A 12,119-nucleotide genomic window follows, 5' to 3' on the forward strand; every position below is an offset into this window, starting at 1 on the left:
TTGATTGCTCGCTGAGTTGGGGTTTAAGAGAGGGCAGGCTTACTTGCTGCTGCCTGCCACGTCGGTGTTGTTACGCGTCAAGAAGTAAGCGGCCAGGATTGGCAGCATGGTCACGATCATCACCAGCATGGCAACCACGTTGGTGATTGGCACGTCGCGCGGTCGTGCTAGTTGGTTGAGCAGCCAGATAGGCAGTGTGCGTTCGTGGCCAGCCGTGAAGGTGGTGACGATGATCTCGTCGAATGACAACGCAAAGGCCAGCATGCTGCCGGCTAAAAGGGCCGACGACAGATTGGGCAGGATGATGTACCGGAATGTCTGCCAGCCATCCGCACCAAGATCCATGGACGCTTCGATCAGGTTGTGACTGGTACGGCGAAAGCGAGCGATGACGTTGTTGTAGACGATCACAACGCAGAAGGTGGCATGGCCGATGACGATGGTCAGGATGCCGGGCTCTATCCCCAGTGACTTGAAGGCCGAGAGCAGGGCCAGGCCTGTGATGATGCCTGGCAGGGCGATCGGCAGGATTAGCATCATCGAGATGCTTTCCTTGCCAAAGAAGTCGCGCCGGTAAAGTGCTGCGGCAGCCAGTGTGCCCAGAAGCATCGCAATCAGTGTGGCAAGGGCCGCCACCTGAAGCGACAGCTTGATTGCGTCCAATACGTCAGCCCGAGCAAAGGCTATGCCGAACCACTTGAGGGTGAAGCCCTGGGGCGGAAAGCTGAAGCCCGAGCTTTCGGTGTTAAATGCATACAGGAAGATGATCAGGATAGGGAAGTGCAGGAACAGCAACCCTCCCCAGGCGGCCAGCTTCAATCCCCAGGATGCTTTCTCAGAGTGCATTGAAGGCCCCCAGACGTTTGACAATGGACAGATAGACGGCGATCAGCACGATCGGTACTAGGGTAAAGGCCGCCGCCATGGGCAGATTGCCAATCGCGCCTTGCTGGGCGTAGACCATGCTGCCGATGAAATAGCCGGGTGGGCCGATCAGTTGCGGAACAATGAAGTCGCCGAGGGTCAGGCTGAAGGTGAAAATTGAGCCGGCGGCGATGCCCGGGATGGACAGCGGCAGTATCACCTGCCAGAAGGTTTGGGCCGGGCGGGCACCGAGATCAGCCGAAGCCTGCAACAGGGATTGGGGTAGGCGTTCCAGTGCAGCCTGGATGGGCAGGATCATGAACGGCAGCCAGATGTAGATGAACAGCAGGAAACGCCCCAGATGTGAGGTTGAAAGGGTGTTGCCACCGACCCCAGGAATACCGAGCAAGAACTCCAGCAGCGGCTCAAGATGCAGCGCCTGGATGAACCACATGGCCACGCCGCCCTTGGCCAGCAGTAATGTCCAGGCATAGGCCTTGACGATGTAGCTGGCCCACATTGGCAGCATCACGGCTATGTAGAAGAACGCCTTGGTCTTGCCGGAGGTGTAGCGTGCCATGTAGTAGGCAATCGGGAAGGCCAGCGCGGCGCTGGCGATGGTCACCGCAACTGCCATGCCCAGGGTGCGCAGGATGATGTCGAAGTTGGCCGGCTTCAGAAGCGCTGCGAAGTTGGACAGGGTCAGCGTCGGCTGAACCGTCATGGTGAAGTCATCGAAGGTATAGAAACCCTGCCACAGCAGCGTCAGTAGCGAACCCAGGTAGATCGAGCCGAACCACAGCAGCGGTGGTACCAGCAGAAGCGACAGATAGAGATTGGGCTTGCGGTAGAGCAGGGTGGACACCCGGCGCAGCCAATCAGCATTGGGCGGGCTGGCGATGGCCCTCAGGCTGTGGCTCATCTCAGGCTTCCTCGCGCAGACTGACCATGGCTGCCCGTGACCAGCGTGCCGTGATCTGCTGGCCGCCGTGCACGGGCATATCGCCGAGGTCCCACTGGTTGTTGGCCCGGCTGACGCAGAAGCTCTGGCCATTTGCCAGTTGGATCTCGTAGCGGGTGGATGCACCCTGGTACTGGATGTCGTGCAGCAGGCCGCTGATTTCCAACTCGTCGGCTGCCAGCGCCTCGTTGCCCGCCAGCCGGGCATGTTCCGGGCGAATCGAAAAGGCGCCTTGAGTGCCTGTCAGTTGCTTGGCCAAATCGCCACGCACCACATTGCTTGTGCCGACGAACTCGGCGACAAAGGGGGTGGCAGGTTTCATATAGAGGTTGCGTGGAGTATCAACCTGCTCGATTCGGCCTTTGTTGAATACCGCGACGCGGTCGGACATTGACAGCGCTTCACTTTGGTCGTGGGTGACGAAGATGAAGGTGATGCCGAGCTGGCGCTGTAGCTTTTTCAGTTCGCTTTGCATCTGCTCGCGTAGCTTTAGATCCAGCGCCCCCAGTGGTTCATCGAGCAGCAGTACCCGCGGGCGGTTGACCAAGGCGCGGGCCAGGGCAACTCGCTGGCGCTGGCCACCGGACATAGCTGCTGGCTTGCGATCACCGAAGCCTTTCAGAGCGACCATCGCCAATGCCTCATCGGCACGAGCCAGGCGCTCGGCTTTGCCCATGCCCTTGACTTTGAGTCCGTAGGCGACGTTGTCCAGCACATTCATATGGGGGAACAGTGCGTAGTCCTGAAAGACCGTATTTACATCACGCTGGTAGGGCGGCAGACCGGCGGCTTCGATACCGTGGATTCGGATCGAGCCGTTGTCGGGCTGTTCGAAGCCTGCTATCAGGCGCAGACAGGTGGTTTTGCCCGAACCGGAAGGACCGAGCATGGAAAAAAATTCGCCATCCTGAATGTCGATGGAAACCTGATCGACGGCTTTGACTTCGCCAAACACTCGGGATACATCGGTAAATTGAACGGCAACTGTCATAACATCTCCAGACGGATAGCCTAGCGCTGTACCTACGCCACGGGGCATGCAGGCGCATGTCGTTGCGGCAAGGGGAATTGCTTGTAGTTAGGTTCTAGTGGGCCAGGCAGCCCTCATGTATCAGGGCTGAAAAGGCGATTTTGGTTTTGGGTCAGGCAAGTTCAGCGGCCGCCCATGATCGCAATGTAGTCCTGGGTCCAGCGGCTATAGGGTACGTACTTGCCGCCCTCGGCTTGAGGGGTTTTCCAGAAAGCGATTTGCTCGAAGCTATCGAAACCATTGGTCTGGCAGCCTTCGTCGGTAAGCAGGGCATTAGCTTTGCAAGCTGAAGGCACGGCAGGGTTGGAGCCGAACCAGGCAGCCAGATCACCCTGCAACTTGGGCTCAAGTGACCAGTTCATCCAGGCATAGGCGCAGTTCGGGTGCTTGGCCTGGGCGTGCAGCATGGTGGTATCAGCCCAGCCGGTTGCGCCTTCGCTCGGCACTGTGGAGGCAATAGGCTGCTTCTCGGCCTGCAGTGCATTGACCTGATATTTCCAGGCGCTGGAGGCCACCACGCCCTCGTTCTTGAAGTCGTTCATTTGCACGGTTACGTCGTGCCAGTAACGGTGAGTCAGCTTGTGCTGTTGGCGCAGCAGTTCCAAGGCCGCTTCGTACTGCTCCTCATTGAGCAGATAGGGATCGGTGATGCCAAGTTCAGGTTTGGTGGACCTCAGGTAGAGCGCTGCATCTGCAATGTAGATGGGGCCGTCATAGGCCTGTACTCGGCCCTGGTTGCTCTTGCCATCTGGGAGCGTCTGCTCTTCGAAGACCACTTTCCAGCTCTGCGGTGCCTTATCGAATACCTCGGTGTTGTACATCAGCACATTCGGACCCCACTGATAGGGGGTTCCATAGTGCTGACCGTTGACTACATGCCAGGGTGCATTCTTCAGGCGTTCGTCGAGGTTTTTCCAGTTAGGGATCAGCGCGATGTTGATCGGCTGCACGCGCTTGCCATGGATCAGACGCAGCGAGGCGTCGCCGGAAGCGGTGACCAGGTCGTAACCGCCCTTGGCCATGAGGCTGACCATCTCGTCGGATGTGGCAGCCGTCTTGACATTGACCTTACAGCCGCTGGCCTGCTCGAAGCCGGTCACCCAGTCATAGTTCTTGTCGGTGTCGCCGCGCTCGATGTAGCCGGGCCAGGCGATTATGTCGAGGCGGCCTTCCCGTTCACCCAGGCTCTGCATGGGTTCGACAGCACTGGCCGCGTAAGAGGCCAGCAGCGAAATGGCAAGGGCGGTGAGGCTTGCGGTGTTGATGGCGGTCATCTGAATCCCTCTTTACTAGGTTTGTTATCGGGGGCAGTGGTGGAGCTGGGGCGGCATAGTGCCGGCTATTTATTGTTGGTCAGACCAGTTGCAGGCCGTGCCGCGCCATGATGTGTCGTGTCACGCTGTAGTCCGCTAGAGAGTCGCTCGACAGGTCCTTGCCATACCCCGAGCGCTTGAGGCCGCCATGCGGCATCTCGCTGGTCAGGGTGAAGTGGGTATTGATCCAGGTGCAGCCGTACTGCAGGCGATTGGCGAGCTGGAATGCCTTGTCCAGGTCGCGCGTCCAAACTGAACTGGCCAGGCCGTATTCGGAGTCGTTGGCCCAGTCCAAAGCTTGCTGCAGCTCGTCGAAGCGGGTCACGGTGACTACCGGGCCGAATACCTCGCGCTGGACGATCTCGTCAGTCTGGCGACAGCCGGCCAGAAGGGTTGGCTGGTAGTAGAAACCCGCACCAGAATGCACCGCAGCGCCAGTCACTCGTTCAATGTGCGGTTGGCCCAGTGCGCGCTCGACGAAGCTGGCAACCCGGTCGCGCTGGCGGGCACTGATTAGTGGACCGATCTCGTTGTCGGCGTCCTGCTTGCGGGCGAAGCGCAGGCTGGCTACGGCTTCGCCCAGTTGCGCCACTAGGCGGTCATGGATGGACGCCTGAGCGTAGATGCGGCAGGCAGCCGTGCAATCCTGTCCCGCGTTGTAGTAGCCATAGGCACGAATACCCTGGACTACGGCATCGAGATCGGCATCGTCGCAGACGATCACCGGGGCCTTGCCCCCCAGCTCTAAATGGGTGCGCTTAAGGGTACGGGCGGCCGCCTGGAGGATCTTCTGACCGGTGACGATGTCACCGGTCAGTGACACCATGCGCACCCGGGCATGTCCTACCAATTGACTGCCGACGCTTTCACCGCCGCCGCAGAGAATATTCAGTACACCGCGCGGCAGAATGTTCGCCAGTAGTGGTGCCAGAGCAAGGATTGATAGGGGCGTGTGCTCGGAGGGCTTGAAGACCACGCAATTACCTGCGGCCAGGGCCGGCGCGATCTTCCAGGCCGCCATCATCAGCGGATAGTTCCAGGGGGCGATTGAGGCCACCACGCCGAGTGGGTCGCGGCGCAGCAGCGAGGTATGTCCCGGTACGTATTCGCCTGCCAGCTGACCTTGCTGGCATCGTACGGCTCCAGCGAAAAAGCGAAACACGTCGGCACAGGCGGGGATGTCATCGGCACTGGCTAGATGAAGCGGCTTGCCGCAGTTTAGGGATTCAAGCCTGGCCAGTTGCCCTGCATTGTTCTCTATGGCATCGGCGATAGCCAGGAGTAGCCCAGCACGTTGTGCGGGTGTGGTGCGCGACCAGGCCGGGAAGGCCTGCTGTGCGCTTTGAACAGCTGCCTCTACCTGCTCCGCCGATGCCTCGGCAATACCTAGGAGAGACTCGCCGGTGGCTGGGTTGAGGATGACCTCGGTCGCGCCAGCGCCTGACACCAATTGGCCATCGATCAGCAGCTTGCTGTGCAAGGTGGGTAGTGCATTCATCGGCGTCGGGCTTCTTTTGTTTTTTTCGGGCGATGCGTCTGTCATGGAGACTCCACAATGTTCCGGCTCGCCTCCTGAAGCAGGAGACTAGAGTCCGTGGTTGTGATCTACAAATTCGAAATACTGAAAGTAGCATTCGACTAAATAGAAACCCTGCGGTTGTGCGGCTGCTCGCGGGCCAAGGTCAAAAAGGGGTCTACCAGTGGGGGGCGTGCCGTGCCCCTTCGCCAGGCAAGGCCGACGTCCAGGGGCTCACCGAGATCAATTAGTGGGCGTGCTTCGATAATGTCGCCCTCTAGCGACCAGGGGCGATAGGTCATGTCTGGCTGGATGGAGAGACCAAGGCCTGCAGCAACCAGACTACGTACGGCCTCTACTGAGGCCGTACGTAGTGTGACCTTGGGTGTCAGCCCCGCACGGCTCCAGATGCGTTGGGTGTGCAGTCCCATTTCGTCAGCATTGAGCTGGATCAGCGGTTCGCGGGTTATATCAGCCAGGCTGATGCTGTCGTGATCAAGCAGCGGGTGGCGCGCCGGCAGCCAGAGACGGTGTGGCGAGTGGGTAAGAACCTCGGTGTGCAGGGCGTGGCGATCCTCCAGATTGGAGAGTATCAGCACACCCACGTCGATCTCGCCGGCGACCAGCAGGTGTTCGATATAGGGGCGTTCGTCCTCTACTACACGGGTGCTGACATTGGGGTAGGCGCGCTGGAAGCGGGTGATCAGATCGGCCAGGTAATAGCCTGCCACCAGGCTGGTCACACCTATGGTCAATTGCCCGGCTATCTGCTCGGTGCTCTGTTGCAGGCTGCGTTTGGCATTCTCTAAGGTCGCCAGGATCAGGTGGGCCTGGCGCAGGAACTGGTGTCCTTGGTGGGTCAGACTCATGCCTTTAGCGTGGCGGTTGAATAGGCTGACGCCGATCTCCTCCTCCAGTTGCTGGATCGCCAGGGTAAGGGTGGACTGGGAGATGAACACCGCTTGGGCGGCGGCGGAGATCGAGCCGGTCTCGGCCACAGCGATGAAGTGGCGGATCTGCCGGAGGGTCATCATTACTGCTTACCTTTCGTAAAAATAGAATGAGGCGCTACATGTTTTCCTATTTCGATGGGTGATAAGTCAATGCCTGATAGTGTTATGCGCTGGCATGCGGCGTCGTTTCCGCAATACGAGTTAAACCAAGACCCGTGGGTACGGGTCTTGTTAAGGCAACTCCTGGGGTGAGTGGCACTTATTCATCCGCTGTTGTGATGCAGTGGATATTCCGCCCCACCTGACTGGAACTCACTGGGGGGTAGGGGGCGATTCAGGCCATTTCGTCGAAGCACTCGGCGATAATGGCCAGGCCCTGATCCAACTGGGCGTCCGGCGCGGTCAGCGGCACCAGAATGCGCAGCACGTTGCCGTAGGTACCGCAGGACAGCAGGATCAGGCCTTTTTCACGGGCCTTGGCGACGATCTGGCCGGTCAGGGCGGCGTTGGGCTTGTGCAGGTCGCCGTTCTCGAACAGCTCCACCGCGATCATGGCGCCCAGGGCACGCACGTCACCGATGCTCTTGTGCTTGGCCTGGATGGCCTTGAGGCCTGTGACCAGGCGCTCGCCTACGGCCTTGCAGCGGTCAAGCAGTTTCTCTTCCTCGAATACCTCCATCACCGCCAGGGCCGCGGCGCAGGCAATCGGGCTGCCGGCATAGGTGCCGCCCAGACCGCCCGGAGCGATAGCGTCCATATATTCGGCCTTGCCGCACACGCCGGCCACCGGGAAGCCGCCGGCGATGGATTTGGCGAAGGTGGTCAGGTCGGCGGCGACGCCCATCTGCTCCATGGCGAAGAAGGTGCCGGTACGACCGGCGCCGGTCTGCACTTCGTCGGCGATAAGCAGGATGCCGTGCTGGTCGCACAGGGCGCGCAGGCGCTGCATAAATTCTTTCGGCGCCACATAGAAACCGCCCTCGCCTTGCACCGGCTCGATGATGATGGCGGCGATATCGCGGGGCTCGGCGTCGTTCTTGAACACGCGCTCGATGCTGGCGATGGAATCGTCGACGCTCACGCCGTGCAGTTCACAGGGGTATTGGGCGCGGTACACGCCGCCGGGCATCAGGCCCATGCCAGCCGAGTACGGCACAACCTTACCGGTCAGGCTCAGGGTCATCATGGTGCGGCCGTGGTAGCCGCCGGTAAAGGCGATCACCCCGGCGCGGCCGGTGGCGGCGCGGGCGATCTTCACCGCGTTTTCCACCGCTTCGGAGCCAGTGGTGACCAGCAGGGTCTTCTTGGCGAAGTCACCCGGCACGCGTGCGGCGACCTTCTCGGCCAGCTCCACATAGGGCTCATAGGCCAGCACCTGGAAGCAGGTGTGGGTCAGCTTGCCCAGCTGCGCCTGCACCGCGGCGATGATCTTCGGGTGCAGGTGGCCGGTGTTGAGCACGGCGATACCGCCGGCAAAGTCGATGAACTCGCGACCCTCGACGTCGGTGACCGTGGCGTTCTCGGCCTTGTCGGCAAAGATCGGGTGGATCTGGCCCACACCGCGGGGTACGGCGGCGTTGCGGCGTTGCATCAGGGATTCGTTGGTCTTGCTCATGCTGTCCTCGTCGAGAATGCAGGTTGTTCAGGTGGTGGAAGACGCTGTGCGGTCTTCCACGCTATGGATTTGGGCCAGGCTTAGATTCCGAGGCACAGGTATTTGATTTCCAGGTAATCCTCGATGCCGTACTTGGAGCCTTCACGGCCCAGGCCCGAGGCCTTGACGCCGCCGAACGGCGCCACTTCGTTGGAGATCAGCCCGGTGTTGACCCCAACCATGCCGTATTCCAGGGCCTCGGCCACGCGGAATACCCGGCCCAGGTCGCGGGCGTAGAAGTAGGAGGCCAGGCCGAACTCGGTGTCATTGGACATGGCGATCACCTCGTCCTCGTCCTTGAAGCGGAACAGCGGTGCCAGCGGGCCGAAGGTTTCTTCCTTGGCCACGGCCGCGTTTTTCGGCACGTCGACCAGAATGGTCGGCTCGAAGAAGCTGCCGCCCAGGGCGTGGGGCTTGCCACCGGCCATGACGCGGGCGCCCTTGCTGACGGCGTCCTCGATGTGCTCCTGAACCTTGGCCATGGCCTTTTCGTCGATCAGCGGGCCGGTGGTGGTGCCGTCATCCAGGCCGTTGCCGATCTTCAGCTTGGCCACGGCGGCGGCCAGCTTCTCGGCGAAGGCGTCATAGATGCCGTCCTGCACATACAGACGGTTGGCGCACACGCAGGTCTGGCCGTTGTTGCGGTACTTGGAGATCAGAGCGCCTTCCACCGCCTTGTCCAGGTCGGCGTCGTCGAACACGATAAAAGGCGCGTTGCCGCCCAGCTCCAGGGACACCTTCTTGATGTCCTTGGCGCACTCGGCCATCAACTGGCGGCCGATCTCGGTGGAGCCGGTAAAGCTCAGCTTGCGCACGATGGGGTTGCTGGTCAGCTCGCCGCCGACTTCGCCGGCGCTGCCGGTGACCACGCTGAGCACGCCATTGGGGATGCCGGCACGCTCGGCCAGAACCATCAGGGCCAGGGCGGAGAAGGGGGTCTGCGAAGCGGGCTTGATCACCATGGTGCAACCGGCGGCCAGGGCCGGGCCGGCCTTGCGGGTGATCATGGCGCTGGGGAAGTTCCACGGGGTGATGGCGGCGGTCACGCCAATCGGCTGCTTGATCACGATCAGGCGCTTGTCCGGCTGGTGGCCGGGGATTACATCGCCATAGACGCGCTTGGCTTCTTCGGCGAACCACTCGATAAAGGAGGCGGCGTAGGCGATCTCGCCCTTGGCCTCAGCCAGCGGCTTGCCCTGCTCCATGGTCATCAGGCGGCCCAGGTCGTCCTGGTGCTCCATCATCAGCTCGTACCAGCGACGCAGCTTGGCCGCACGCTCCTTGGCGGTCAGCGCACGCCAGGCCGGCAGGGCGCGTTCGGCGGCCTCGATGGCGCGACGGGTTTCCGCGGTGCCCATCTTCGGCACGCTGCCGATGATCTCGCCGGTGGCCGGGTTGTTGACCTTGATGGTCTGGCCGCTGTCGGCATCGAGCCAGACGCCGTCGATATAGGCTTGCTGACGCAGCAGCTGGGAGTCTTTTAGTTGCATGGCGGGTTCCTACAGCTTGATCCAGGTGGCTTTGAGTTCGGTGTACTTGTCGAAGGCATGCAGCGACTTGTCGCGGCCATTACCGGACTGCTTGTAGCCGCCGAACGGTGCGGTCATGTCGCCGCCGTCATATTGGTTAACCCATACGCTGCCGGCGCGCAGGGCACGGCTGATGCCGTGTGCCTTGGACAGGTCGCGGGTCCACAGGGCGGCGGCCAAGCCGTAGACCGTGTCGTTGGCAATTGCGACAGCCTCTTCGGCGCTGTCGAAGCCAATAACCGATAGCACAGGGCCGAAGATTTCCTCCTGGGCGATGCGCATGGCGTTATTTACGCCATCAAACACGGTTGGCTCCACATAGAAGCCACCGGTTTTATCGAGTACTTGCTTGCCACCAGCTACCAGCTTGGCGCCGTCATCGTGGCCGGCCTGAATGTAGCTGAGCACGTTGTGCATTTGCTGGGCATCCACCAAGGCGCCGACGTTGGTTGCTGGGTCAAGCGGATGACCGGGCTTCCACGCCTTGATGGCGTCGACCACCATGGGGACAAATTGTTCCTTGATAGAGTTTTCCACCAGCAACCGCGAGCCGGCGGTGCAGACTTCGCCCTGGTTGAAGGCAATAGCGGCGGCGGCGGATTCAGCAGCGGCCTGCAGATTCGGGGCGTCCGCAAAGACGATATGCGGACTTTTGCCGCCGGCTTCCAGCCAGACGCGCTTCATATTCGACTCGCCGGCATAGGCCAACAACTGTTTGGCAACCCGAGTCGAGCCGGTGAATACCAGCGTATCGACGTCCATGTGCAGGGCCAGGGCCTTGCCGACCGTGTGGCCGAAACCTGGGAGGACGTTGAGTACGCCGGCCGGGATGCCGGCATCGATGGCCAGTTGGGCGAGGCGAATGGCAGTCAGCGGTGACTTCTCTGACGGTTTGAGGACCACCGAGTTGCCGGTAGCCAGAGCCGGGCCGAGCTTCCAGCAGGTCATCAGCAGAGGGAAGTTCCATGGCACGATGGCGGCGACCACGCCAACTGGCTCGCGGGTGACCAGGCCTAGTTCGTCGTGCGGGGTGGCGGCCACTTCGTCATAAATCTTGTCAATGGCCTCGCCACTCCAGCGCAGGGCTGAGGAGGCGGCCGGGACGTCGACGCTCAGGGCATCACCTATCGGCTTGCCCATATCGAGGGTTTCCAGCAGGGCTAGCTCTTCGGCATGGGCATCGAGCAGATCGGCGAAGCGGATCATGATTCGCTTACGTGCGACTGGCGCCAGGCGCGACCAGGCACCGGCCTCGAAGGTGGAGCGGGCGTTGGCCACGGCCAGCTCGGCATCGGTCAGCTCGCAACTGGCGACGCGGGCCAGCAGGCGGCTGTCGATGGGGCTAAGGCAATCAAAGGTGGCACCGTTGCTGGCGTCCACGTACTGCCCGTTGATAAAGGCGCGCGATTCGATTTTTAGCTTGCTGGCGCGTTGTTCCCAATCGTTGCGGCTGAGCGTGCTCATGCAGTTTTCCATGTAGTGATTAGAGACTGTCGAGATAGGCGCGCAGCAACTTGCGACAGCGCGCGCGGTTTTCAGGCTCGCGCTCAGTAATTTCTGCGCGCATGCGTTCGGGCAGGTCCCCAGCGGTGGCCATGAACTGTTGTCCTTCCGGGCTGCTGTTCCAGTAATCGATCCAGGTATCGAACATCTCAGGGGTGATCTCCGGATGGAACTGCACGCCCATCGCGTCGCCCTGGCGGTAGGCCTGGGCAGCCAGTTCGGTGCGGCCGAGCAGGATAGCGCCTGGCGGTGGCGTAAAGGCGTCAAAGTGGAAGTTGAGCCACGGCCCCTCTAGGGCGCTACCTGCCGGCGCCGGATCGATGGGGGTCCAACCGATTTCGGGTTGGCTGTTGCGATAGACCTCGCCACCCAGAGCGCGGGAGAGGATCTGGCTGCCAAAGCAGATGCCGAAGGTTGGTGTGCCGTATTTTTGCACCTTGCGTAGCCAGTGGAGTTCACCCGCTAACCAGGGGAGACGATGGTCGTAGGCCGACTCGGGACTGCCCAGAACAAAGAGTAGGTCCAGAGTCTCTGGCTCTGGCAGCGGTTGTTCAATGGAGCGTATCTCCAGATTGATGCCGAACTCGTTGAGCAGGTCTGGAAGGCTTCCGGCAGAGTCGTTGGCCGCATGGAGCAGGATCGTTGTGTGCTTGGTCATCATGGGTTGCCTCAGTAAAACATTTAAAACCATATCTAAAAAATGGCTGTGAGCCAATGCCTGGGCGATAAAATCTCTTGAACCTCTCAGTTGATGGTTAAACCTCAGGGCAGATCCGTTAAAAAAACGCTCAAATAG

Annotated in this window: 10 protein-coding genes; all 10 read right to left on the bottom strand. The window is 60.9% G+C overall.

Annotated elements, in window-relative coordinates; genetic code table 11:
* Positions 1–39: 39 nt before the first annotated feature.
* The gene (locus PSOLE_RS13450) at positions 40–846 is read right to left on the bottom strand and encodes an ABC transporter permease (RefSeq protein ID WP_074856422.1); all 807 of its coding nucleotides are present in this window, start codon (positions 844–846) and stop codon (positions 40–42) included.
* Positions 836–1,786 carry an ABC transporter permease gene (locus tag PSOLE_RS13455; protein WP_074856419.1) on the bottom strand — a complete coding sequence of 317 codons (951 nt, stop codon included), beginning with the start codon at positions 1,784–1,786 and terminating at the stop codon, positions 836–838. The genes PSOLE_RS13450 and PSOLE_RS13455 overlap by 11 nt, the downstream gene beginning before the upstream one ends.
* A 1-nt stretch (position 1,787) precedes the next feature.
* Entirely contained in the window at positions 1,788–2,816 is a 1,029-nt protein-coding gene (locus PSOLE_RS13460) for an ABC transporter ATP-binding protein (protein WP_074856416.1), read from the bottom strand.
* Positions 2,817–2,977: 161 nt separating this feature from the next.
* The gene (gene ydcS / locus PSOLE_RS13465; protein ID WP_074856414.1) at positions 2,978–4,129 is read right to left on the bottom strand and encodes a putative ABC transporter substrate-binding protein YdcS; all 1,152 of its coding nucleotides are present in this window, start codon (positions 4,127–4,129) and stop codon (positions 2,978–2,980) included.
* Between the two features lie 79 nt (positions 4,130–4,208).
* Positions 4,209–5,666, bottom strand: coding sequence for a gamma-aminobutyraldehyde dehydrogenase (locus tag PSOLE_RS13470; protein ID WP_074856411.1), 1,458 nt, complete (start codon positions 5,664–5,666; stop codon positions 4,209–4,211).
* A gap of 140 nt (positions 5,667–5,806) precedes the next feature.
* Positions 5,807–6,718, bottom strand: coding sequence for a LysR family transcriptional regulator (locus PSOLE_RS13475; protein WP_074856408.1), 912 nt, complete (start codon positions 6,716–6,718; stop codon positions 5,807–5,809).
* A gap of 253 nt (positions 6,719–6,971) precedes the next feature.
* Complete coding sequence (gene gabT, locus PSOLE_RS13480) at positions 6,972–8,252, bottom strand: 4-aminobutyrate--2-oxoglutarate transaminase (protein WP_074856406.1); 1,281 nt, start codon at positions 8,250–8,252, stop codon at positions 6,972–6,974.
* A gap of 80 nt (positions 8,253–8,332) precedes the next feature.
* Positions 8,333–9,781: an NADP-dependent succinate-semialdehyde dehydrogenase gene (gene gabD, locus PSOLE_RS13485; protein ID WP_074856403.1), complete on the bottom strand. Its 1,449-nt coding sequence runs from the start codon at positions 9,779–9,781 to the stop codon at positions 8,333–8,335.
* Between the two features lie 9 nt (positions 9,782–9,790).
* Positions 9,791–11,284 (bottom strand): aldehyde dehydrogenase, encoded by a 1,494-nt coding sequence (locus PSOLE_RS13490; protein ID WP_074856401.1) that lies wholly within the window; start codon positions 11,282–11,284, stop codon positions 9,791–9,793.
* Positions 11,285–11,303: 19 nt separating this feature from the next.
* Positions 11,304–11,984 (bottom strand): type 1 glutamine amidotransferase, encoded by a 681-nt coding sequence (locus PSOLE_RS13495; protein ID WP_074856399.1) that lies wholly within the window; start codon positions 11,982–11,984, stop codon positions 11,304–11,306.
* Between the last annotated feature and the right edge of the window lie 135 nt (positions 11,985–12,119).

The organism is Pseudomonas oleovorans subsp. oleovorans (genome assembly GCF_002197815.1).
Classification (GTDB): Bacteria; Pseudomonadota; Gammaproteobacteria; order Pseudomonadales; family Pseudomonadaceae; genus Aquipseudomonas; species Aquipseudomonas oleovorans.

Excerpts from the sequence above, each read along its gene's own strand:
- PSOLE_RS13455 (WP_074856419.1), bottom strand. The coding sequence starts at position 1,786 with ATGAGCCACAGCCTGAGGGCCATCGCCAGCCCGCCCAATGCTGATTGG.
- PSOLE_RS13475 (WP_074856408.1), bottom strand. The coding sequence starts at position 6,718 with ATGATGACCCTCCGGCAGATCCGCCACTTCATCGCTGTGGCCGAGACC.
- gabD (WP_074856403.1), bottom strand. The coding sequence starts at position 9,781 with ATGCAACTAAAAGACTCCCAGCTGCTGCGTCAGCAAGCCTATATCGAC.
- PSOLE_RS13460 (WP_074856416.1), bottom strand. The coding sequence starts at position 2,816 with ATGACAGTTGCCGTTCAATTTACCGATGTATCCCGAGTGTTTGGCGAA.
- PSOLE_RS13470 (WP_074856411.1), bottom strand. The coding sequence starts at position 5,666 with ATGAATGCACTACCCACCTTGCACAGCAAGCTGCTGATCGATGGCCAA.
- PSOLE_RS13450 (WP_074856422.1), bottom strand. The coding sequence starts at position 846 with ATGCACTCTGAGAAAGCATCCTGGGGATTGAAGCTGGCCGCCTGGGGA.
- PSOLE_RS13495 (WP_074856399.1), bottom strand. The coding sequence starts at position 11,984 with ATGATGACCAAGCACACAACGATCCTGCTCCATGCGGCCAACGACTCT.
- PSOLE_RS13490 (WP_074856401.1), bottom strand. The coding sequence starts at position 11,284 with ATGAGCACGCTCAGCCGCAACGATTGGGAACAACGCGCCAGCAAGCTA.
- ydcS (WP_074856414.1), bottom strand. The coding sequence starts at position 4,129 with ATGACCGCCATCAACACCGCAAGCCTCACCGCCCTTGCCATTTCGCTG.
- gabT (WP_074856406.1), bottom strand. The coding sequence starts at position 8,252 with ATGAGCAAGACCAACGAATCCCTGATGCAACGCCGCAACGCCGCCGTA.